Origin of the sequence: Enterobacter sp. ENT02, from assembly GCF_019219165.1 — a bacterium.
In the GTDB taxonomy this organism is placed as follows: Bacteria; Pseudomonadota; Gammaproteobacteria; order Enterobacterales; family Enterobacteriaceae; genus Enterobacter; species Enterobacter mori.
Map to the genome: position 1 here is coordinate 908,773 of NZ_JAHUWD010000001.1, position 23,584 is coordinate 932,356.

The following is a 23,584-nucleotide window of genomic DNA, read 5'->3' on the forward strand; positions in this document are numbered from 1 at the left end:
TAAGACCTTAGATGACAAGTTTACCTGAAAGGCCGTGGTTTGTGCTTACTTAATAATGCCCCTTTTGGTAATATCAAAAACCCTTTTCACAGTTAAAAGAAGTAATGCCTACTATGACTCAAGTCGCGAAAAAAATTCTGGTAACGTGCGCACTGCCGTACGCCAACGGCTCAATCCACCTCGGCCACATGCTGGAGCATATCCAGGCTGATGTCTGGGTCCGTTACCAGCGAATGCGCGGCCACGAGGTTAACTTCATCTGTGCGGACGATGCTCACGGCACGCCGATCATGCTGAAAGCGCAGCAGCTGGGGATTTCCCCGGAGCAGATGATTGCCGAAATGAGTCAGGAGCATCAAACTGATTTTGCTGGCTTTGACATCAGCTATGACAACTATCACTCCACGCACAGCGACGAAAACCGCGAGCTGTCGGAGCTGATCTACACCCGTCTGAAAGAGAACGGTTTTATCAAAAACCGCACTATCTCTCAGCTGTACGATCCGGAAAAAGGCATGTTCCTGCCGGACCGCTTCGTCAAAGGAACCTGTCCGAAATGTAAATCCCCGGACCAGTACGGCGATAACTGCGAAGTGTGCGGCGCGACCTACAGCCCGACCGAGCTTATTGAGCCGAAATCCGTGGTATCCGGTGCAACGCCTGTGATGCGTGACTCCGAGCACTTCTTCTTCGACCTGCCGTCCTTCAGCGAAATGCTGCAGGCATGGACCCGCAGCGGCGCGCTGCAGGAGCAGGTCGCGAACAAGATGCAGGAGTGGTTCGAATCCGGCCTGCAGCAGTGGGATATCTCCCGCGATGCGCCGTACTTCGGCTTCGAAATCCCGAACGCGCCAGGCAAATACTTCTACGTCTGGCTGGATGCGCCAATCGGCTACATGGGCTCCTTCAAGAACCTGTGCGACAAGCGCGGCGACACCGTCAGCTTCGATGAATACTGGAAGAAAGACTCCACGGCCGAGCTGTACCACTTCATCGGTAAAGACATCGTTTATTTCCACAGCCTGTTCTGGCCAGCGATGCTGGAAGGCAGCAACTTCCGCAAGCCAACCAACCTGTTCGTTCACGGCTACGTGACGGTGAACGGTGCGAAGATGTCCAAATCTCGCGGTACGTTCATCAAGGCCAGTACCTGGCTGAACCACTTCGACGCGGACAGCCTGCGCTACTACTACACCGCGAAGCTCTCTTCCCGTATCGACGATATCGACCTGAACCTGGAAGATTTCGTACAGCGCGTGAACGCGGACATCGTCAACAAGGTGGTAAACCTGGCGTCCCGTAACGCGGGCTTTATCGCCAAGCGTTTTGACGGCGTGATGGCGGCTGAACTGGCTGACCCTGCCCTGTACCAAACCTTCACTGACGCAGCGGCGACCATTGGCGAAGCCTGGGAAGCGCGCGAGTTCGGTAAAGCGGTGCGTGAAATCATGGCCCTGGCTGACCTGGCGAACCGCTATGTCGACGAGCAGGCCCCGTGGGTTGTCGCGAAACAGGAAGGCCGCGATGCTGACCTTCAGGCCATCTGCTCTATGGGTATCAACCTGTTCCGCGTGCTGATGACCTACCTGAAGCCGGTTCTTCCTCAGCTGGCAGCCCGTGCTGAAGCGTTCCTGAACACCGAACTGACCTGGGATGCAATGGCGCAGCCGCTGCTCGGCCACAAGGTGAACACCTTTAAAGCGCTGTACAACCGCATCGAGATGAAGCAGGTTGAAGCCCTGGTGGAAGCATCAAAAGAAGAAGTGAAGGCGGCTGCGGCACCGGTTACCGGCCCGCTGGCAGACGACCCGATTCAGGACACCATTACCTTTGACGATTTCGCCAAAGTCGACCTGCGCGTGGCGCTGATTGAAAACGCGGAATTCGTGGAAGGCTCTGACAAGCTGCTGCGCCTGACGCTGGATCTGGGCGGCGAGAAGCGTAACGTCTTCTCCGGCATCCGTTCAGCGTATCCGGACCCACAGGTGCTGATCGGTCGTCAGACCGTGATGGTGGCGAACCTGGCACCGCGCAAAATGCGCTTCGGCATCTCCGAGGGGATGGTGATGGCTGCAGGCCCTGGCGGGAAAGATATCTTCCTGTTAAGCCCTGACGAAGGCGCGAAGCCGGGTCAGCAGGTGAAATAACAAAAAAGCCGGAGATAATCTCCGGCTTTTTTTATGGCATTTTATTTTCTCCCTCTCCCCGTGGGAGAGGGTCGGGGTGAGGGCATCAGGCCGCACCTTATCGCCTTTATGCCTTCGGGTGATGCACCCGGTGGGTCAGCCCGCGCAGGAAATTACGCAAAAACTGGTCGCCGCACTCGCGGTAGTTTTTATGGTCCGGCGCGCGCATCATGGCGGTCACTTCCGGCACCGACACGCGGTATTTTTGCTCGGTCATGATCGCGACAATATCGTCCGTTTTCAGCGAGAACGCGATGCGCAGCTTTTTCAGCACCGTGTTGTTATTCACGCGACGCTCCAGCGCCAGCTCGGGCGCGGCCGGATCTTTGCCACGCTTATCGTAAATCAGGCCGTTCAGGAAACCCGACAGAATGATGTCGGGGCAGCGAACAAAGCCCTCTTCGTCTTCTTTGGTCATCCAGGTATCGAAACCCGCAGACGTGGCTTCCATGTCGGACAACGCAAGAATGCGCACCATGTCATTATTGTTTGCTTTCAGGGTGTAGCGCAGGCTACGAAGAATGTCATTACTAATCATGAGTGCCTTTAACTGTCGATGATGCAATGGCGCGCAGTGTACCAGTTTTACAAACCAATCGCCTCTTTCAAACTCTTCAGGTAGCGACGGCTGACGGGCACCGTATGCCCGGCACGCAGCACCAGTTCGGCCTGGCCGTTATCTTCCAGGCGGATCTCCTTCAGGTGCGCCATGTTCACCAGATACTGACGATGGCAGCGGATCAGCGGCGTGCGGCTCTCCAGGGTGCGAAGCGTCAGCTCTGTAAAGCCTTCATTTCCCTCCGCGCTGGTGACATATACCCCGCTCAGACGGCTGCTGACAAAGGCCACGTCATCCATCTGCAGGAGATAAATGCGGCTGTGCCCGGTGCAGGGGATAAACTTCAGCGGCTGCTGGTTTTCCGGCAGCAGCGTCATATCCTGCACGGTGCGCTCCTGGCGTAAACGAGTGAGCGTTTTATCCAGCCGCTTCTCTTCAATCGGTTTCAGCAGATAATCAAAGGCATGTTCTTCAAATGCCTTCACGGCATATTCATCAAACGCTGTCAGAAAGACGATATAGGGGCGGTGCTCAGGATCAAGCATCCCGACCATCTCCAGCCCGCTGATGCGCGGCATCTGAATGTCGAGGAACAACACGTCCGGACGCAGTTTGTGCACCGCACCGATGGCTTCAATGGCATTTGCGCACTCACCCACCACCTCGATATCACTCTGCTCCTGCAATAGCACGCGCAGGTTTTCCCGTGCCAGCGGCTCGTCATCCACAATCAGCACTCTTAACATGCGTTTTCCTCCAGCGGCAGTCGTAAGGTGATACGGGTAAATCGGTCGGGCTCACAGGCGACGGTAATGCCACAGTCGTCACCGAAGTGCGCACGCAGGCGTTTATCCACCAGGCTCATCCCTAACCCACCCGATGCGGAAGGGACGTAGAGTCCAGCGTTATCTTCAATATCCAGCACCAGATGGTGGTTAAACTGGGTAGCAGAAATGGTGATCTCCCCGATGCCCAGCAGCTGCGATGTACCGTGCTTGATGGCATTTTCTACGATAGGCTGCAGGGTAAAGGCCGGAAGATGCTGGTACGCCAGCGCGTCCGGGACGGAGAGCGACACCTGCAGGCGAGACTGGAAGCGTGCCTGTTCAATCTGCAGGTACGCGTTTACGTGTTCAATCTCGTCGGCCAGGGTCACGATTTCGGAAGGCCGTTTTAGGTTCTTGCGGAAAAAGGTCGACAAAAACTGCACCAGCTGCGCGGCCTGATCGCTGTCGCGGCGGATCACCGCCTTCAGCGTATTAAGCGCGTTAAACAGGAAATGCGGATTGACCTGGGCGTGCAGGAGTTTGATCTCTGACTGCGTCAGCAGCGCTTTCTGCCTTTCATACTGCCCCGCCAGAATTTGCGCGGAAAGCAGCTGGGCAATCCCCTCCCCCAGCGTGCGGTTGATCGAGCTGAACAGACGGTTTTTCGCTTCGTAGAGCTTAATCGTCCCCATCACCCGCTGATTTTCACCGCGAAGCGGGATCACCAGCGTCGAGCCAAGCTTGCACTGCGGATGAAGCGAGCAGCGGTAGGGGATCTCATTCCCGTCCGCATACACCACTTCACCGGTTTCAATGGCGCGCAGGGTATAGGTTGATGAGATCGGTTTGCCCGGCAGATGGTGGTCGTCTCCGGTACCGGTAAACGCCAGCAGCTTTTCGCGGTCGGTAATGGCGACGGCACCGATATCCAGCTCCTTGTAGAGCACCTGCGCCACCTTCATGCTGTTTTCTTCGTTAAATCCCTGACGCAGGATCCCCTCCGTTGAGGCTGCAACTTTCAGGGCCGTCGCGGAAAACGCCGAGGTGTATTTCTCAAACATGGCGCGCTTGTCGAGCAGAATACGCATAAACAGCGCCGCGCCCACGGTATTGGTCACCATCATCGGAGCTGCAATATTGCTCACCAGGTGCAGCGCATCGTCAAACGGACGGGCAATCAGCAGGATAATCGCCATCTGCGCCATCTCTGCCACGAAGGTAATCGCACCGGCGGTAAGCGGGCTAAATACCTTATCCGGACGGCCGCGTTTGATCATGTAGCTGTGGACAAGGCCACCCAGTAGCCCTTCGACGATCGTGGAGATCATACAGCTCAGCGCCGTCATGCCGCCCATGGAATAGCGGTGCAGACCGCCGGTAAGCCCAACAAGGCCACCGACAACGGGACCGCCAAGCAGGCCGCCCATCACCGCACCGATGGCGCGCGTATTGGCAATGGAATCTTCGATATGGAGACCAAAGTAGGTCCCCATAATGCAGAAAATGGAGAAGGTCACATAGCAAAGCAGCTTGTGCGGCAGACGGACGGTGACCTGCATCAGCGGAATGAACAGGCGCGTTTTACTCATCAACCAGGCGATGACAAGAAACACACACATCTGCTGAAGCAACAACAGCACCAGATTAAACTCGTACATACAAAAAACCGCACATTCTAAAAACGCGTAACATACACTGATGCAGGTAAACTTTCTTTGAAGCGCGCCAAAAAAGCTGCAAATCGTGTCGGTCATCACAGCTTTTGCCGAACATCGCGCATGCTTCGTATTATTTGTTCAAAAAACGATCAATCCTTCCTGGTTCAGCAAAGTGGGTCTACAGTTAAGCTGGGGACGCGTAAGCCAGGGGGCGAATATGGCGCTTTACACAATAGGTGAAGTGGCACTCCTTTGTGATATCAATCCCGTTACCCTACGGGCGTGGCAGCGACGGTATGGATTACTTAAACCGCAGAGAACGGACGGTGGGCATCGTCTGTTCAACGAGGCCGATATCGACCGGATCCGCGAGATAAAAAGCTGGATCGACAACGGTGTGCAGGTCGGCAAAGTGAAATCCTTGCTTAGCCATGACGATCCGGACACCCAGCATCTCTGGCGTGAGCAACAGGAAGCACTGCTGCGGCTCCTGCAGGCAGGTAACCTGCAGCGCCTGCGCGCGTGGATAAAAGATCAAGGGCGTGATTATCCCGCGCAAACGCTGATCACCCATCTTTTCATTCCGCTCCGTCGACGCCTTCAGTGCCAACAGTCTACCCTGCAGGCGCTGCTCAGCATGCTCGACGGCGTACTGATCAACTATATTGCCGTCTGCCTTGCCTCGGCGAAGAACAAGGCCGGAAAAGATGCGCTGGTGGTTGGCTGGAACGTGCACGACACCACGCGTCTGTGGCTGGAAGCCTGGATTGCCACCCAAAAAGGCTGGCGCGTGGATGTGCTCGCGCACTCGCTGGCCCAGCTGCGGCCCGAGTTTTTTGACGGTCAGACCCTGCTGGTCTGGTGTGGCGAAGTGCCCTCCGCCTCGCAGCAACAGCTGCTGACGGAATGGCGCGAGAATGGTTACCCGGTTTATTCCCTGGGCCCGGATGAGCCATAACGGCATTTAATGGTTCATTAACAGCTGCGCTTCACCGTATAATTGTTCCGTTAACAACAGGAGCACATGATGAAGGCAACTAAACTGGCGGTAATTACCCTTTTTGTCCTGATGGCCGTAAGCGGTATCGGCGGCGTGATGCTGGCGGGTTACTCGTTTATCGTCCGTGGCGGTGTCGGCTGAGATACAGCGCCAGGCGCTCGAAAAGGCGATCGACCACAATCGCCGCCAGCGCAACCAGTAGCGCACCCTGAATAATGTAGGCCGTATTAAATCCGCTTAAACCGATAATAATCGGTGTTCCCAGCGTGTTTGCCCCCACCGTCGAGGCGATAGTCGCCGTACCGATGTTGATAATCACCGACGTGCGGATCCCGGCGATAATGACCGGTGCCGCGAGCGGGAGTTCAACCTTGCGCAACCGCTGCCAGGCGCTCATGCCCATCCCTTCTGCTACGCTCAGCACCGATGCGGGCACCGCCGCAATACCGGCCAGGGTTCCCTGAAGTATCGGCAATACCCCGTATAAAATCAGCGCAATAATTGCCGGCTGCTGCCCAAAGCCAATAACCGGTACCGCAATCGCCAGTACCGCCACCGGCGGAAACGTCTGACCGATCGCCGCAATCGTCTCCACCAGCGGACGAAACTCGCGTCCCGATGGCCTTGTCACCGCGATCCCTGCCCCCACGCCGAGGACGATGGCAATGACGCTTGAGATCGTCACCAGCCAGGCGTGCGCCAGCGCAAGGTTAATAAAACTCTCCTGCTGATAGACCGGTCGCGGCAGGCCAGGAAAGAGCGAACTGAACAGCGCCGCGCTGTGCGGCATCAGAAAGAGCAGACCGACGAAGAGCAGCGCCAGCCAGAGCAGCGGATCACGCATGACCTTCACGCGTCACCTCCCCGGCCAGCAGATCGCGAAAATGCAATGCACCACAGGTTGTTCCCTGGCTGTTGGTCACCGGCAGGATCTCACATTGTCTGGCGACGAAAGCAGACAGCGCATCCCTCAGGCTCATCTGCTCCTGTAACGGTTCTCCGCTTAGCGGCGCATCCTGTCGGCGCATATAATCGCCAACGGTGCGCAAAGAGAGCAGCCTGACGCCCAACTCGCTGCGGCCAAAAAATTCGCGCACAAAGTCGTTCTTCGGCTGGCTCAACAGCGCAAGCGGCGTGCCCTGCTGTACCACCTCACCGTGGTCCATCAGCACCAGATGGTCAGCCAGGCGCAGCGCCTCATCAATGTCGTGCGTCACAAGGATAATGGTGCGCCCCAGAATGCGGTGGATGCGGGTCATCTCCGCCTGCAGCGCACCACGTGTGACCGGATCCAGCGCACCAAAAGGTTCATCCATCAGCAACACCTGCGGATTGGCCGCCAGCGCGCGCGCGACCCCAACACGCTGCTGCTGTCCGCCGGAAAGCTGATGCGGGTAGCGGTCACGCAGTGTCGGCTCTAATCCCAGCAGGGCCATCAGCTCATCCACCCGCGCATGGGTTTTCGCCCGCGTCCATTTTTCCAGCTGCAGCACGGTGGCGATGTTCTGCGCCACGGTCCAGTGGGGGAACAGCCCGATAGACTGAATGGCATAGCCCATACGACGACGCAACTCCAGCACCGGCAGGCTGCGGATCTCTTCCCCGGCAAAGCGAATCATCCCGCTGTCGTGCTCAACCAGCCGGTTGATCATCTTCAGGGTGGTGGATTTTCCCGACCCCGATGTGCCGATCAATACCGAAAATGCCCCCTCGGCAAAATGCAGATTCAGGTGGCTTGCCGCCGGACGACCGGCAAAGGTTTTACTGACATCATGAAATTCAATCATTGGCTCTTCTCCCGAGCAGCGCGAGCCACAGGGCAAATAACGCATCCAAAACAACCGCCAGCGCGATAGTGGGCACAACGCCCAATAAGACCAGGTCCAGCGCGCTGCTGAGCAGCCCCTGGAATACCAGCGCACCAAAACCGCCCGCGCCAATGAGCGCAGCAATCACCGCCATCCCCACGGTTTGCACCGTCACTACCCGCAGGCTGCGAATTAACAGCGGAAGCGCAAGGGGTAACTGTATTTTCCAGAAACACTGCCGCGCGCTCATCCCCATCGCATGGGCACTTTCCAGCACGTCCGGCGCAACCTGGCTTAAGCCCGCCACCACACCGCGCACCAGCGGCAGCAGCGCATAGAGCACCAGCGCGATCAGCGCGGGCGTGAGTCCGGTACCGGCAATGCCGATGTCCCCCAACGCGGGAAATGACCTCGCCAGACCGGCCAGCGGAGCAATGAGCAATCCAAACAGGGCCACGGAGGGGACCGTCTGAATGACGTTGAGAACGGTGAACACGCTCCCCTGTCGCGCCGGATGGCGATAGCACCAGATGCCCAGCGGGACGCCAAGAAGCAGCGCCGGGAAAAGCGTGCCAAAGAGGATCGTCAGATGTTGCGAGAGCGCGTCATCAAACACCTCCTGGCGATTGGCGTACTCTTTTAACAACGAGAGATTATTCAGCTCACCGCTAAACAGGAGGACCAGAGGGATGAGCCAGATTTGCGCGTTCAGCAGCCAACGCCAGACGGGTACTGGCGTCAGGCGGCGAATGGCATCGCTACAGGCCAGCAGGCAGAGCGCCATCCACAGCCACAAACCGCTACCGATGGACGTACGCGCCAGCGGGCTTTCCGCAGACATCATGAGCGTCGCCGACTGCCCTGCGCTCCAGAACAGCACCAAAAAAAGGGCTTCACAGAGGAGCAGCGTCAGCCAGTGCGCGGCACGTCCTGACCAGAGCGACAGGACGACGACCGCGCCCAGCGCCACCGACAGCAGCGCGGGCGAAAACGACCAGATCTGCCAGAGTGCGCGCCCTTCACCCGACATCAGCCGGTTAGGCGCAACGTTCACAAAAGGTAACGCGACCGCCGCGATGGCCACACAGGCCAACAGCAGCAGCACGCGGTTATGACATTGTATTGGCACAGCTTTATCCTGTTACTTCACAAGCCCTTGTTGTTTCAGGAAGTCGGCCGCCACTTTTTTGGCATCCAGTCCCTCAACGGCAATGCTGGCGTTCAGCTGCTGCAGCGTTTTTTCATCCAGTTTTTCAAAGACCGGTTTGAGCCATTCTGCAATATCCGGGTAGGCTTTCAGCACCGCTTCGCGCACTACCGGGGTCGGGGCGTAAATCGGCTGGACGCCTTTCGGGTCGGTCAGGGTTTGCAGTCCAAGGGCCGCAACCGGGCCGTCGGTGCCGTAGGCCATCGCGGCATTCACGCCGGAGGTTTGCTGCGCCGCGGCTTTGATGGTCACTGCCGTATCACCGCCTGCCAGAGAGAGCAGCTGGGCCTGGTCAAGCTTGAAGTCGTAGGCTTTTTCGAACGCAGGCAGCGCGTCAGGACGTTCGATAAATTCAGCCGACGCAGCGAGTTTGAAATCGCCCTTCTCTTTCAGATAGCGGCTGAGATCCGCGAGCGAGGTCAGCTTGCCCTTCTCCGCCACGTCCTTGCGCACCGCAATGGTCCAGGTATTGTTCGCAGGCGCAGGGGTCAACCAGACCAGTTTGTTCTGGTCTGCATCCAGTTTTTTGACTTTTTCATACCCGGCGCTGGCGTTTTTCCATGCCGGATCGTTCTCATCTTTGAAGAAGAATGCGCCGTTTCCGGTGTACTCCGGGTAGATATCCAGCTCGCCGGAGGTAATAGCACCGCGCACGACGGGCGTTGTACCGAGCTGAACTTTGTTGACCGTTTTGACCCCGTGGCTCTCAAGCACCTGCAAAATAATATTGCCGAGCAGCGCCCCTTCGGTATCAATCTTTGATCCCACTTTGACAGGCTCAGCCGCCTGAAGTGGCAGGCTAAGCGCTGCCAGTAACACCGCAGAGCCTAACATCCCCTTTTTAATCGTCATTCCGCTGTCCTCATTTTTTTATCGCCTTTTTCAGAGGCTTGAGAGAAAAGCGTAGCTTAAAACGGCGTGTTTAACCGTCAAAATGCCTTTTTAGCATAAGGTAAGACGCATCCCCCGTGAGGCGGGGGATGCGAAGGAAGGGACGATTACTGCAGTTCGAACTCGCCTTTATTCACCCGGGCGGAATCCACGCCGATGAATACGTTAAACTTGCCGGGTTCCACAACGTATTTCATCTGCTGGTTCCAGAACTTCAGCGCATCGACGTCAATCGGGAAGCTTACGGTTTTGGTTTCGCCAGGCTTGAGTGACACCTTGTCGAAACCGCGCAGCTGCTTCACCGGACGGCTCATGGACGCGGTAACATCCTGAACGTACATCTGGATCACCGTCGCGCCTTCGCGCTTGCCGGTGTTGGTCACGTCCACGCTGGCGGTGACCTTGCCGTCACGCTTCATGGCAGGCGCCGACATTTTCACGTCAGAGACCTTAAAGGTGGTGTAGCTCAGACCGTAACCAAACGGATACAGCGGGCCGTTGGCTTCGTCGAAGTAGCGCGAGGTGTACTTGTTCGGCTTGTCGGCGTTATACGGACGACCGGTGTTCAGGTGGCTGTAGTACACCGGGATCTGCCCGACGGAGCGCGGGAAGGACATCGGCAGCTTGCCCGACGGGTTGTAATCGCCAAACAGCACGTCAGCAATAGCGTTACCGCCTTCAGTACCGGCGAACCAGGTTTCCAGAATAGCATCAGCCTGCTGGTCTTCTTTCACCAGCGCCAGCGGACGGCCGTTCATCAGCACCAGCACCAGCGGTTTGCCGGTGGCCTTCAGGGCGGCGATCAGATCGCGCTGGCTCTGCGGAATGGTGATATCGGTACGGCTGGAGGCTTCGTGCGCCATCCCCTGCGCTTCACCCACGACCGCGACAACGACGTCAGACTGTTTAGCTGTGTTAACTGCTTCGTCGATCATCTCTTTTGGCGTACGCGGATCCACCTTCACCGCTTCCTCGTACTGATTGAGGAAGGTGACGATGTCTTTATCGTCGGTGACGTTTGCGCCTTTGGCGTACACCACTTTCGCGTTTTCACCGACGGCATTTTTAATGCCGGTCAGCACGGTGACGGACTGATCCGCCACGCCAGCCGCAGACCAGCTGCCCATCACGTCGCGCTTGCTGTCGGCCAGCGGGCCCACCACGGCGATGGTGCCGGATTTTTTCAGCGGCAGCGTGTCGAGGCGGTTTTTCAGCAGCACCAGGCTTTCACGCGCGACGTCACGCGCCTCTTTGCGGTGCAGACGGCTTTCGGCATTGGTGTCAGCCGGGTCAGAGTCCTTCGGTCCCAGATGGCTGTACGGATCGTTAAACAGCCCCATGTCATATTTCACGTTCAGCACGTGGCGCGCGGCATCGTCCAGCTCCGCCATCGTCACCTTCCCGCTCTTCACCAGCCCCGGCAGGTATTTGCTGTAGTACTCGTCGCTCATGCTCATGTTGATGCCGGACTTGAGCGCCACGCGCACCGCATCTTCCGGATCGGACGCCGTGCCGTGTTTAATCAGCTCTTTAATCGCGCCGTGGTCAGAGACGGTAATGCCCTTAAAGCCCCACTGGTCGCGCAGCACGTCTTTTAGCAGCCAGGAATCGGACGTCGCTGGCGTGCCGTTCAGCGAGTTCAGCGCCACCATCACCGCGCCGCTCCCCGCATCCAGCCCTGCCTTGTACGGCGGCATGTAGTCGTTGAACAGACGCTGCGGGCTCATGTCGACGGTGTTGTACTCTTTACCGCCTTCAACCGCGCCGTAGGCCGCAAAATGCTTCACGCTGGTCATCACCGAGTAGCGGTCGGCCGGGCTTTTGCCCTGCATCGCTTCCACCATAGTTTTACCCATTGTGGCCGTTAAATACGTATCTTCACCAAAGCCTTCCGACGCGCGGCCCCAGCGCGGATCGCGGGAGACATCGACCATCGGCGCCCAGGTCATGTTCAGGCCATCGTCCGCCGCTTCATACGCCGACACGCGCCCGACGGTTTTCACCGCGTCGAGGTTAAAGGAGGAGGCTAACCCGAGGCTAATCGGGAAGACGGTACGCTGGCCGTGCAGCACGTCATAGGCAAAGAAGAGAGGGATCTTCAGGCGGCTGAGTTCCATCACCTGATCCTGCATTTTACGGATATCCTGACGGGTGACGGTGTTAAAAATCGCCCCCACCTGGCTCTCTTTAATCATCTCACGGATGGCCTCTTTCGGGTTATCCGGGCCGACGCTGATAAGACGCAACTGACCGATTTTCTCATCAACCGTCATCTTTTTGAGCAATTCCGTGACAAACGCGTCGCGAGCTTCAGGCGTGAGCGGGTGATTACCAAACAAATCCTCTGCGAGCGCAGGTTGCAGCGCCAGGCTGACGGCGACACCTACAGAACATAGCCATTTCATGTCGTTATACTCTCTCATCAATAACCGCCGGACGATCTCGGCCATACCGTGCGAAAAGCGCAGTGTGCCACAAACCCTTTGAACCTTGCAGGGTTATTCTCTGATTTTTCTCGTGAATACTCGACCGCTTAACAGTTAATCGCGCTATGCTTTACAGCGAGAAATTTGCCCCACCACAAGGAGTGGAAGATGTCTTCTGTTCGAACTGACGATAACAATACTTTTATTAACGAACTGTCGCGCCTGGTTGGTCACTCTCACCTGCTTACTGACCCGGCTAAAACCGCCCGCTACCGCAAGGGTTTCCGTTCCGGCCAGGGTGACGCGCTGGCCGTGGTCTTCCCCGGCACGCTGCTTGAGCTGTGGCGCGTGCTGAGCGCCTGCGTCGCCGCCGACAAGATTATTTTAATGCAGGCCGCCAATACCGGCCTGACCGAAGGCTCCACGCCGAACGGCAATGATTATGATCGTGACATCGTGATTATCAGCACCCTGCGCCTCGACAAACTTCACCTGCTGGACAAAGGCGAACAGGTGCTGGCCTTCCCCGGCACCACGCTTTACACGCTGGAAAAAGCGCTTAAGCCGCTGGGACGCGAGCCACACTCGGTGATCGGCTCCTCCTGTATTGGCGCGTCGGTGATCGGCGGGATCTGCAATAACTCCGGCGGCTCGCTGGTGCAGCGCGGCCCGGCGTATACCGAGATGTCGCTGTATGCCCGCATCGACGAAAACGGCAAGCTGACGCTGGTGAACCATCTGGGTATCGATCTCGGCGTGACGCCGGAGCAGATCCTGAGCAAGCTTGACGATGACCGCGTGAAGGACGAAGACGTTCAGCACGATGGTCGCCACGCGCACGATCATGATTACGTCACCCGCGTGCGGGATATCGACGCCGATACCCCGGCGCGCTATAACGCTGACCCAGACCGCCTGTTTGAATCCTCCGGCTGCGCAGGCAAGCTCGCTGTTTTTGCCGTGCGTCTTGATACCTTCCCGGCAGAGAAAAAGCAGCAGGTGTTTTACATCGGCACCAATCAGCCCGAGGTGTTGACCGAAATCCGTCGTCATATTCTGGGCGAATTTACCCACCTGCCGGTCGCGGGCGAATATATGCACCGGGATATATACGACATCGCCGAGCGCTACGGGAAAGACACCTTCCTGATGATCGACAAGCTCGGCACCGACAAAATGCCGTTCTTCTTCACCATGAAGGGCCGCACCGACGCGATGCTTGATAAAGTGTCGCTGTTCAAACCGCACTTCACCGACCGCTTTATGCAGAAGCTGGGCAACGTTTTTCCGGCGCACTTACCGGAGCGAATGAAAACCTGGCGCGATAAGTATGAGCACCACCTGCTGCTGAAGATGGCCGGAGACGGGATTGCTGAAGCACAAAACTGGCTGACCGGGTTCTTCAAGACGGCTGAGGGTGATTTCTTTGCCTGCACGCCGGAAGAAGGCAGCAAAGCCTTCCTGCATCGTTTCGCCGCCGCAGGCGCAGCCATCCGTTATCAGGCGGTGCATTCCGACGAGGTGGAAGATATTCTGGCGCTGGATATCGCCCTGCGACGCAACGATACCGAATGGTTTGAGCACCTGCCGCCGGAGATCGACAGCAAGCTGGTTCACAAGCTCTATTACGGCCACTTTATGTGCTACGTCTTCCATCAGGATTACATCGTTAAAAAAGGCGTTGACGCGCACGCGCTTAAAGAGCAGATGCTCGCCCTGTTACATGAACGTGGCGCGCAATATCCTGCAGAACACAACGTCGGGCATCTTTATAAAGCGCCTGACGCACTTAAGCAGTTTTATCGCGAGAATGACCCTACAAATAGTATGAATCCCGGCATTGGTAAGACAACGCGGAAGAAATACTGGAAAGAAGAGACAGATGCGGAGCAGCCCATAACGCAAGCATCTGATTAATTCATACAGCCATATTTGAGAGATTGTTAAGCGCTCCTTAATCGTACTAGAGTAGCGATCTGTCGCCGGAGAGACGTTTCTCCGGCATTCTACGATAAGGAGCGGGCACATCATGTCGGCTGTAGATATTTTATCCGAAACCGAACTGGAGGTGCGTGATGCCCTGCCAGATGATGCGCATGCCATCTCGGCCATCTATGCATGGCATGTACTCCATGGTCGCGCATCCTTCGAAGAAGTTCCCCCCACCGTAGACGAAATGCGTAAGCGTATGAAAAACGTCATCGACAGCGGTTTGCCGTGGCTGGTCGCGCTGTACCGCGGTATCGTCGTCGGCTATTGCTATGCCACTCCATATCGTCCGCGACAGGCTTATCGCTATACGCTGGAAGAATCAATCTATGTGGATGCCAGCACCACGGGCCGTGGATTTGGCTCGACGTTGCTGAGCGCCCTGATCGCACGCTGCGAGCAGGGCCCGTGGCGGCAGATGATTGCCGTTGTGGGTGACGGGAATAACAACTCGGGCTCGCTGCGCTTACATAAAAAGCACGGTTTTGATGTCGTGGGTCAATTGCGAAGCGTTGGGTATAAGAAAGGCGACTGGCGGGATACGTTGATAATGCAGCGCCCGCTCAACGACGGTGACTGGACGCTGCCGGAATAGGCCCAGTGCGGTCTGGTGCCCTCACCCCGGCCCTCTCCCACAGGGAGAGGGTGCAAACACTAAAAACGGCAACCAGGTTGCCGTTTTGCTTTTATCTAATCGTTCTGCGCCGTCGCCATCTGTTCCGCTTTCTGCTTTTTATACGTCAGCGCCGCGGCCGGAACCGGCTGCACTTTCCCGGTCTCAATCCACGTCCGCAGGCGGCTGGCATCCGCGAAGTGGGTATATTTGCCGAAGGCATCCATCACCACCAGCGCAACCGGCTTGCCGTTAAACACGGTGCGCATCACCAGGCAGTGGCCTGCCGCATTGGTAAACCCGGTTTTGGTTAACTGGATATTCCAGTTCTCGCGATACACCAGATGGTTAGTGTTGCGGAATGGCAGCGTGTAGGACGGGTTAGAGAACGTCGCCATATCCTCACGCGTGGTGCTGAGCTGGCCAAGCAGCGGGTACTGCTTGCTGGCAATCAGCATCTTCGTCAGGTCACGCGCCGTTGAGACGTTATGAATCGACAACCCGGTCGGTTCCACATAGCGGGTGTTTGTCATCCCCAGCGATTTGGCTTTGGCATTCATCGCGCGAATAAACGCATCATAGCCGCCCGGATAGTGGTGCGCCAGGCTGGCTGCCGCGCGGTTTTCGGAGGACATCAGCGCCAGCAGCAGCATATCCTTACGGCTGATTTCACTGTTCAGACGCACGCGGGAGTAGACGCCTTTCATTTCCGGCGTGTGGCTGATATCGACCTTCAGTTTTTCATCCAGCGGCAGTCGTGCATCAAGCACCACCATCGCGGTCATTAATTTGGTAATGGAGGCGATCGGACGCACCAGATCCGGGTGGCTGGCATAGATCACTTTGTTGGTGTTGAGATCGACGATCATCGCGCTGCCGGAGGCAATTTGCGGTTGTGCCGCCGCGGAGGTCACCGCAGGCGTTTTGGCGATGGCTGGCGCGGCAGCGGACGCACCCAGCAGCAGCGCCAGGCTCAGTAATGAAACTCGGAATTTCAGCATGGTGAGACTTCTGATAATTATTCACGCACGTAATGACGTACACCGCCTGCGTCAACGGATAAACGCAGGCTGGCATCGGCATCATAGCGGTCACCGTGCGTTGTCGCCAGCGGAGAATCGTGAACAGATGCTGCATTGCTGGCATTTACGCCAGCAATGCAGTGAGCTTAAAAGAGACGGTATCCATAACCCCACAGAATAACCGTCAGAGCCAGTAACGCCTCCAGGACCAGAACCCCGATGGCAAGCGTAGAGCTGGAGAAGCTCAGGCCCTCTTCTTTATTGATATTCAGGAAGGTTGGCACCCCTACATACAGCAGATAACCGGTGTAAAAGAGGGCAACAGTACCGATCAGCGCGCACAGCCAGACCAGTGGATAGAGCGCAACAATACCGCTTAAGAACAGCGGGGTCGCGACATATCCGGCAAAGACCATACAGTGGGCCAGCGACGGACGCTGCGGGTAGTTTCGCGCCATCCAGTGAATAACGCGCCCCATCACCGCCACACCCGCCAGCATCAGGCCGTAAAAAATGACGGCAAGATACAGCCCGGTAAACCAGGAGAGCTGAACCACGGTGCCATCACCAAAGTTCCAGCCGATTTGTGTTGTGCCTATAAACGCACAGATTACCGGCACCGCTGCCATCAGCAGCACATGGTGCGTGTAATGATGCGCGACCGTTTCGTTCTCGCTTCTGATCACGTGCATTTCACGATCGGGATGGGAGAAGAGTCCCCAGACATGGTTCATAGCGCCCCCTTGTTGTCGGCCCGTCAGCGATACTCTAAGTATAATGCAGGCTTTAGATTATTTTATGTACAGCGGGAAAAATCCGTTGATTGCCGCACGGTTGATTCTGGGGGTATATGATTAATGTAGGCTCGAACAGGGAGATAACTCAGACGTAATGGATATCAACGGACTCATTGAACAATATGGATATGCCGCGCTGGTCATCGGTAGCGTGGCAGAAGGCGAAACCATCACGCTGTTAGGCGGCGTTGCGGCGCATCAGGGATTGCTGAAATTCCCGCTGGTCGTCGCCGCGGTCGCGCTGGGCGGGATGATTGGCGATCAGTTGCTCTACTTTTTGGGGCTGCGCTTTGGGCCGACGCTGATTAAGCGTTTCGCAAAGCATCAAAAGAAAATCCGCCGCGCTCAGCGCCTCATTCAGCGTCATCCCTATCTGTTCGTCATTGGCACCCGCTTTATGTACGGCTTTCGCATTATCGGGCCGATTCTGATCGGTGCCAGCCGTCTACCGCCCAAAATATTTCTGCCGCTCAATATTGTAGGCGCGATTGCCTGGGCGCTGATCTTCACCACGCTCGGCTACGTGGGCGGAGAGGTGATCGGACCGTGGCTGCATAATCTCGATCAGCATATTAAACACTGGGCGTGGCTGATTCTGGTGGTTGTGGCGGTGATTGGGGTCAGGCTGTGGATGCGGCACAGGGAGAAGAGGCGGGATGAGGATTAGCTTAGTGCGGTCTGTTCCCTCTCCCCTTGGGAGAGGGTTAGGGTGAGGGGGAAAACTACCCCTCCGGCTTAAACTGCGGATTCGCCAGCATAAATCCGCCGTCAACGATAAAGGATTGCCCCGTCGTGTAACTGGCATCGCTGTCGCACAGCCACGCCACCAGGCTGGCGATCTCTTTGGTATGCCCCGGCCTTGCCAGCGGGATTTCCGGCATTGAGCCTTCTTTCACTTCGCTATCATCCATGTCGTTCATCGGCGTGGCAATCGCCCCGGGCGCAACGGCGTTCACCAGAATCTTGTGCTTAACCAGCTCCAGCGCCATGGATTTGGTTAAGCCACCCAGCGCATGTTTTGCCGCGGTATAGGCGCTGGCGTCAGGCAGCGGCGTGTGCTCATGCACCGAGGTGATGTTCACAATTCGCCCCCCTTCCCCCTGCTTCACCATCTGCCGCGCGGCAATCTGCGAACAGAGAAACGCGCCGTCCACGTCAACGGTGAAAATGTTCCGCCAGTCGTCAAACGGCATCTCAAGGAATGGCGCTTTGGTCATCGCCCCGGCATTGTTGACCAGTACATCAAGCCGACCGAAACGCGCAATCAGCGTATCAATGGCCTTTGCACCGTCCGGCAACGTGCTCAGATCAAGCTGGATAGCCTCTGCACGTTGCCCCCTCGCCTCAACCTCGCGACAGGTTTCCCGCGCGCCGCTTTCATCGGAATGCCATGTGACACCGACATCAAAGCCGCGCTCTGCCAGCATCAGCGCGGTGGTTTTACCGATACCGGAATCCGATGCCGTCACAATTGCTACTCGGGTCATATTCACCTCCTGAAAATGTGCAAAGAGGTAAGTATAGATAATCACCCTTTTTAGCTGTGATGATAGCCACCACCCAGCGCGGACGTCAGCTGTAGCGTGGCATCCATGTACTGCCCTTTCAGGGTTAGCGTAGCGATATGTTCCTTGAGTGCCGGAATTTTAGCCTCGCTGACGCGGGAACCGGCAATAATCCCGGCGCTAAAGCGCGCCTGTGCCAGTGCCACCACGCGCGCAGCATCTTTCTCGACCTGCTGCTGTTGCTGGTTTTTGGCGGTCAGGGTTTCAACTTCACTGGCCGTGCGCGCCACCTGGTTAACGGCATCGACCACCGCTTTGTTGTAGTTCGCCACCGACAGGTTGTTCTGCGCCTGGGCGATATCCAGATTCGCATTCAGCCTGCCGCTGTCGAAGATCGGCAGCGTCAGCCCCGCGGTGACGCCCATTTGCTGAGCGGAGGAACGGAACAGATCGCTCAGATGCAGGGCATCCTGCTGCAGGAATGCCATCAGGTTCACGTCGGGATAGAAGGCGGCTTTGGCGGCATCCACTTCGCTCAGGGAAGCTTCAATGTACCAGTGCGCCTCCTGCAGATCAGGGCGGCGAGCCAGCAGTTCGTATCCCAGCGTGGCGGGCAACGCCGCTTCCGCTGTCGGTAAAGCATGGCGAGTCAGCTTCATCGAGGAGGTATTGGTCAGGGCCTGAAGACGTGCCTCAACGGCTTTCATTTTGCCTTTTACCCCGGCAAGCTGCTCTTCGGTTTTGCTGGCATTGATATCGGTTTCAACACCTTCTACGGAGGAGGTGATCCCGTGCTGATAAAGCTCGCGGTCGGCACCGATGATATTTTCCTGCTCGTGTTTAATCTCTGCGAGAACCTCCCCCACCGCGGCCTGGGTCTGCCACTCCCAGTACAGCCGCGCGACGCTGCTGGCCAACAGCTGACGCGTCTGCTCCATCTCGGCTTTCTGGGCGTTGACCTTGCCGATGCGGGCTTCAACCTGCGCGCGGTTTTTGCCCCACAAATCGAGATCCCAGCCCGCTGTCAGGCCAAATGTTCCGTTGGTGTACCACGGCCCGGTCGTACCCGCGGCCGGATCGGTAATGGCGAAAGGCCCCATCAACCCTTCTGCAGACATTTTTTGCCGTTCCGCATCGGCTGAAAAATCAATCTGTGGGCCATCTGCCGCCATGGTGGCTTTCGCCTGCGCTTCCGCGAGCGTAATACGCTGTCGGGCAATTTGCATATCCGGCGCATCATTTAGCGCCTTCGCGATCAGCGAATTTAGCTGCGGATCGTTATAGTCTTTCCACCATTCGTTTTTCGGCCAGTTGGTTCGACTTAGCTGTGTATTCACCGACGCCGCAGTGGCTTGCGCTTTAATTGGCGACACGCTGGCATGTTCCGGCGCGCAGGCAGCCAGCATTAAGACAAGAGGGGCACTCAGAGATAAAATAAGAGAAGGTTTCATGACGCCATAACTCAAAAAATTAAAGGCGCAAATTACGCTTGATGCCATTCTGTTTTTTAGTAACGCGTGGCAATCCGCAAATTGTCATACATTTTCATATTCGGCAATTTATTCCCAATCACAATGAATAAATTCAACATATTCATACCAATTATGAATTGACTGCTACACTTATTCAGTGTCATACACGGGCAGGAGAAGGGAATGAAAATATTACTGTGGGTTATTTTAATTATATTTTTGATAGGGCTGTTAGTGGTTACCGGCGTATTCAAAATGATTTTCTGATCTATTTGCCCGGCACTGCGCCGGGCGACGTTATTCCTTTCAGGCTTTCAGCGATGCCCCTTTTGTGGCAATCACCTCTTTATACCAGTAAAAACTCTTTTTGCGGCTGCGGGCCAGGGTGCCTTTACCGCTGTCGTCGCGGTCTACGTAAATAAAGCCGTAGCGCTTGGACAGTTCCGCTTTGGACGCGCTCACCAGATCGATCGGCCCCCAACTGGTGTAACCCATCACCTCGACACCGTCGTCAATGGCCTCACGCACCTGCACCAGGTGGTCATTAAGGTAGCTGATGCGGTAGTCGTCCTGCACCACGCCGTCGGCGTCCGGTTTGTCCTTCGCGCCAAGGCCGTTTTCTACAATAAACAAGGGCTTCTGATAACGATCCCAGAGCACATTCAGCAGCGTGCGCAGGCCCACCGGATCAATCTGCCAGCCCCACTCGGAGCTTGCCAGATGCGGGTTTGGCACCATGCTCAGGATGTTGCCCCGCGCCTGCTTGTTCAACTCTTCATCGGTTGTCACGCAGCCAGTCATGTAATAGCTGAACGAGATAAAATCGACGGTGGATTTCAGCGCATCACGGTCGGCGTCGGTGATATCAATCTGGATGCCGCTGTCGCGGAAGAAGCGCAGCATATAGCCTGGGTACGCCCCGCGGCACTGCACGTCGCCAAAGAACTGCCAGGCGCGGTTCTCCTGCAGCGCTTCCAGCACGTCTTCCGGCCTGCAGGTCAGCGGGTACATCAGGCCGCCCAGCAGCATGTTGCCAATTTTTGCATCCGGGATAATCTCGTGGCAGGCTTTCACCGCCAGCGCGCTGGCCACCAGCTGATGGTGGATCGCCTGATACACTTCCCCTTTGCTGCTGGTTTCGGGCAGGCCCACGCCGGTCATCGGCGCATGCAGGGACATATTGATTTCGTTGAATGTCAGCCACAGCTTCACCTTCTCCCTGTAGCGCGCAAACACGGTGCGGGCGTAGCGCTCAAAGAAGGTAATCGTCTGACGGCTGCCCCAGCCGCCGTACTGCTTCACCAGCCCCCACGGCATCTCATAGTGCGATAGCGTGACCAGCGGAGTGATGTCGTGCGCAGCCAGCTCGTCAAACAGCCGGTCGTAAAACGCCAGACCCGCTTCGTTTGGCGTCTGCTCGTCGCCATTCGGGAAGATACGCGTCCAGGCAATGGAGACGCGCAAGCAGCTAAAGCCCATTTCGGCAAAGAGTTTGATGTCTTCCGGGTAGCGGTGATAGAAGTCGATGGCGACATCCTTAATGCCGCTGTCACCCGCCACGCGCTCCACCACCGGGCCAAACACCCCCTGCGGCTGGACGTCTGAGGTGGACAGCCCTTTGCCATCCTCCAGCCAGGCGCCTTCTACCTGGTTCGCGGCAACCGCGCCGCCCCATAAAAAATCATCCGGGAAAGTTTTCATCACGTTCTCCTGTTATTGATGGCTTACGCTGAGCAGCGGTGCACCGGCGTTAACGGACGTTGCCGCCACGGTCGCCACCTCGCGATACTCGTCGCTGTTACTGATAATGATTGGCGTCGCCAGGTCGTATCCGGCATCGATAATCGCCTGACGATCAAACTCCAGCATCAGGTCGCCAGGCTGCACCCTGTCGCCCACCTTCACGTGGGCGGTAAACGGTTTACCATCGAGCTTCACGGTGTCGATTCCCACGTGGATTAACACTTCAATCCCGCTGTCGCTGAGCAGGCCAATGGCGTGTTTGGTCTGGAAAAGAGAGGCAACAACGCCCGCAAACGGGGCAACCACCCTGTTGTCGGAGGGAATGATGGCAGCTCCGCTGCCCAGCAGGCCGCTGGCAAAGGTGGTATCGGGCACCTGATCGAGCTCCAGCACGGTACCGGTCATCGGAGCCAGCACATCGTTTTCACCCGCTGGCGCAACCACCTCGAGCGCTGAGCGTGCTGGCATGCCCGCCACCAGCGTCAGGACGCAGCTCAGCACCAGCGCCACCACGGTGCCGATAATGCCGCCCCACAGCGTGGCATCTACCCCACCCGGCGGGATCATCTGGGCGATGGTAAAGACGTTAGCAAAGCCGAAGGAGTACACGTGGGTGTCGCTGAAGCCGACAATCGCGCCGCCGATTGCCCCCGCCACGCAGCCGAAAATAAAGGGTCTGCGCAGCGGCAGGTTAACGCCATAGACTGCCGGTTCGGTGATGCCGAAAATCCCCGCCGTCACGGACGATCCGGCCAGCATTTTCTGACGCGCATCGCGAGTGCGCAGGAAAATCCCCAGCGCCGCGCCGACCTGGCCGAACACCGCAGGCAGCAGCATCGGCAGCATGGAATCATGCCCCAGCACCGCCAGGTTGTTGATCATCAGCGGCACCAGTCCCCAGTGCAGGCCGAAGATGACGCAGACCTGCCACAGCGCGCCCATCGCCGCGCCCGCCAGCCACGGTGCCAGGACGTAAATCCACTGGTAGCCGTTGGCCAGCAACTGGCTGAGCCAGGTTGCCAGCGGGCCAATCACCAGGAAGGTCAGCGGCACGGTAACGCCTAAGCAGATCAGCGGCGCGAAGAAGTTTTTCATTGAGGATGGCAGCAGCCTGGTACTCTGTTTTTCCAGCCAGCAACTGACCCACGCGGCAAGAATGATGGGGATCACCGACGAGCTGTAGTTGAACCAGGTCACGGGGATGCCGAGAAACGCCTCGGAAACCGCCCCTGGCTGCTGGCTGGCGTTAAACGCCGCAATCATCATCGGGTGGGTGAGTGCCCCACCGATCACCATGGTAATAAAGGGGTTGCCGCCGAATTTCTTGCCCGCGGTATAGCCCAGCACCAGCGGGAAGAAGAAGAACAGCGCGTCGCTGGCCGCGAACCAGATTTTATAGGTGCCGCTTTCAGGTGTGAGCCAGCCGCAGACAACCGCCAGCGCCAGCAGCCCTTTCAGAATACCGGAGGCTGCCAGAATGCCGATAAACGGGGTGAAAATTCCGGAGACGATGTCGATCAGGCGGCCCAGCAGGTTGCCCTTGTCGCCCTTCTCTTCCACGGCTGGCGCATCGTCAGTGAGCCCGGCCTCTTTGCGCACCGCCTGCCAGACGTCATGCACGTGGTTGCCAATCACCACCTGGAACTGGCCGCCGCTTTCGACCACCATAATCACGCCCGGATTTTTCTTCAGCCCTTCGGCATCCGCTTTCTGGTTATCTTTCAGTTTAAAGCGAAGCCGGGTCGCGCAGTGGACAAGGCTGACAATGTTCTCTTTTCCGCCAACGTGGCCGAGAATATCCGTCGCTAAAGCCTGGTATTCCATCTCGATTTCCTTACATCCGATGCCCGCAGGCACCTGTTGACTGAGTATAAAAATAAAAAAACCCGAGAACGTCCTCCATTCGAAGGCCGCGCTCAGGTTTTGCCTGCGTTATGCAGT

The 23,584-nt window shown here is 57.1% G+C and carries 19 protein-coding genes and 1 pseudogene; 6 read left to right on the forward strand and 14 right to left on the reverse strand.

Annotated features, from left to right (window positions below):
* The first annotated feature begins 113 nt into the window (after positions 1-113).
* The gene (metG, locus tag KW829_RS04170; RefSeq protein WP_218307663.1) at positions 114-2,147 is read left to right on the forward strand and encodes a methionine--tRNA ligase; all 2,034 of its coding nucleotides are present in this window, start codon (positions 114-116) and stop codon (positions 2,145-2,147) included.
* A 106-nt stretch (positions 2,148-2,253) separates the two neighbouring features.
* Here metG and KW829_RS04175 read toward each other — a convergent pair whose 3' ends face one another.
* Genes KW829_RS04175 through KW829_RS04185 form a run of 3 tightly spaced genes read right to left on the reverse strand, consistent with a single transcriptional unit; the run spans position 2,254 to position 5,170 of the window.
* On the reverse strand, positions 2,254-2,724 hold the full coding sequence (locus tag KW829_RS04175; RefSeq protein ID WP_010433625.1) for a DUF1456 family protein: 471 nt from the start codon (positions 2,722-2,724) through the stop codon (positions 2,254-2,256).
* A gap of 47 nt (positions 2,725-2,771) precedes the next feature.
* Positions 2,772-3,491, reverse strand: a complete 720-nt coding sequence (gene btsR, locus KW829_RS04180; RefSeq protein WP_010433622.1) for a two-component system response regulator BtsR — start codon at positions 3,489-3,491, stop codon at positions 2,772-2,774.
* On the reverse strand, positions 3,485-5,170 hold the full coding sequence (locus KW829_RS04185) for a sensor histidine kinase (RefSeq protein WP_042718811.1): 1,686 nt from the start codon (positions 5,168-5,170) through the stop codon (positions 3,485-3,487). Before KW829_RS04185 ends, btsR begins: the two co-directional genes overlap by 7 nt.
* A gap of 217 nt (positions 5,171-5,387) precedes the next feature.
* Here KW829_RS04185 and mlrA point away from each other — a divergent pair, with 217 nt between their 5' ends.
* Both mlrA and KW829_RS04195 read left to right on the forward strand, forming a co-directional pair.
* Positions 5,388-6,128 carry an HTH-type transcriptional regulator MlrA gene (gene mlrA / locus KW829_RS04190; RefSeq protein WP_010433616.1) on the forward strand — a complete coding sequence of 247 codons (741 nt, stop codon included), beginning with the start codon at positions 5,388-5,390 and terminating at the stop codon, positions 6,126-6,128.
* Positions 6,129-6,197: 69 nt separating this feature from the next.
* Positions 6,198-6,311, forward strand: coding sequence for a protein YohO (locus KW829_RS04195; RefSeq protein WP_010433613.1), 114 nt, complete (start codon positions 6,198-6,200; stop codon positions 6,309-6,311).
* On the opposite strand, the gene KW829_RS04200 is transcribed toward KW829_RS04195, so the two are convergent.
* The 5 genes from KW829_RS04200 to bglX form a co-directional block, all read right to left on the reverse strand.
* Entirely contained in the window at positions 6,286-7,023 is a 738-nt protein-coding gene (locus tag KW829_RS04200; protein ID WP_010433609.1) for an ABC transporter permease, read from the reverse strand. The genes KW829_RS04195 and KW829_RS04200 overlap by 26 nt on opposite strands.
* Complete coding sequence (locus tag KW829_RS04205) at positions 7,007-7,957, reverse strand: ABC transporter ATP-binding protein (RefSeq protein WP_089597976.1); 951 nt, start codon at positions 7,955-7,957, stop codon at positions 7,007-7,009. The genes KW829_RS04200 and KW829_RS04205 overlap by 17 nt, the downstream gene beginning before the upstream one ends.
* Positions 7,950-9,107 carry an ABC transporter permease gene (locus KW829_RS04210; protein ID WP_218307664.1) on the reverse strand — a complete coding sequence of 386 codons (1,158 nt, stop codon included), beginning with the start codon at positions 9,105-9,107 and terminating at the stop codon, positions 7,950-7,952. The genes KW829_RS04205 and KW829_RS04210 overlap by 8 nt, the downstream gene beginning before the upstream one ends.
* A 12-nt stretch (positions 9,108-9,119) precedes the next feature.
* The gene (locus KW829_RS04215; protein ID WP_089597974.1) at positions 9,120-10,037 is read right to left on the reverse strand and encodes an ABC transporter substrate-binding protein; all 918 of its coding nucleotides are present in this window, start codon (positions 10,035-10,037) and stop codon (positions 9,120-9,122) included.
* Between the two features lie 146 nt (positions 10,038-10,183).
* Positions 10,184-12,481, reverse strand: coding sequence for a beta-glucosidase BglX (gene bglX / locus KW829_RS04220; RefSeq protein WP_218307665.1), 2,298 nt, complete (start codon positions 12,479-12,481; stop codon positions 10,184-10,186).
* Positions 12,482-12,670: 189 nt separating this feature from the next.
* On the opposite strand from bglX, the gene dld reads away from it, so the two are divergent.
* Positions 12,671-14,419, forward strand: a complete 1,749-nt coding sequence (dld, locus tag KW829_RS04225) for a D-lactate dehydrogenase (protein WP_218307666.1) — start codon at positions 12,671-12,673, stop codon at positions 14,417-14,419.
* 112 nt (positions 14,420-14,531) lie between these two features.
* Complete coding sequence (locus KW829_RS04230) at positions 14,532-15,086, forward strand: GNAT family N-acetyltransferase (protein WP_126544436.1); 555 nt, start codon at positions 14,532-14,534, stop codon at positions 15,084-15,086.
* Between the two features lie 95 nt (positions 15,087-15,181).
* On the opposite strand, the gene pbpG is transcribed toward KW829_RS04230, so the two are convergent.
* Together pbpG and KW829_RS04240 are read right to left on the reverse strand one after the other, a co-directional pair.
* A complete protein-coding gene (gene pbpG / locus KW829_RS04235) occupies positions 15,182-16,105 on the reverse strand; it encodes a D-alanyl-D-alanine endopeptidase (RefSeq protein WP_010433590.1) in 924 nt (307 codons plus the stop codon).
* A 167-nt stretch (positions 16,106-16,272) separates the two neighbouring features.
* Positions 16,273-16,860, reverse strand: coding sequence for a Yip1 family protein (locus tag KW829_RS04240; protein WP_010433589.1), 588 nt, complete (start codon positions 16,858-16,860; stop codon positions 16,273-16,275).
* 157 nt (positions 16,861-17,017) lie between these two features.
* Between KW829_RS04240 and KW829_RS04245 the strand changes: the two genes are divergently transcribed.
* Positions 17,018-17,590: a DedA family protein gene (locus tag KW829_RS04245; protein ID WP_218307667.1), complete on the forward strand. Its 573-nt coding sequence runs from the start codon at positions 17,018-17,020 to the stop codon at positions 17,588-17,590.
* A gap of 55 nt (positions 17,591-17,645) precedes the next feature.
* Here KW829_RS04245 and KW829_RS04250 read toward each other — a convergent pair whose 3' ends face one another.
* The 4 genes and pseudogenes from KW829_RS04250 to bglF all read right to left on the reverse strand — a co-directional run bounded on the left by KW829_RS04250 (position 17,646) and on the right by bglF (position 23,579).
* Positions 17,646-18,410, reverse strand: coding sequence for an SDR family oxidoreductase (locus KW829_RS04250; RefSeq protein WP_089597971.1), 765 nt, complete (start codon positions 18,408-18,410; stop codon positions 17,646-17,648).
* A gap of 50 nt (positions 18,411-18,460) precedes the next feature.
* On the reverse strand, positions 18,461-19,879 hold the full coding sequence (mdtQ, locus tag KW829_RS04255) for a multidrug resistance outer membrane protein MdtQ (RefSeq protein WP_218307668.1): 1,419 nt from the start codon (positions 19,877-19,879) through the stop codon (positions 18,461-18,463).
* Positions 19,880-20,206: 327 nt separating this feature from the next.
* Positions 20,207-21,601 (reverse strand): glycoside hydrolase family 1 protein, encoded by a 1,395-nt coding sequence (locus KW829_RS04260; RefSeq protein ID WP_010433582.1) that lies wholly within the window; start codon positions 21,599-21,601, stop codon positions 20,207-20,209.
* A 12-nt stretch (positions 21,602-21,613) separates the two neighbouring features.
* Positions 21,614-23,579, reverse strand: a pseudogene (bglF, locus tag KW829_RS04265) (PTS beta-glucoside transporter subunit IIABC).
* Positions 23,580-23,584: the final 5 nt, after the last annotated feature.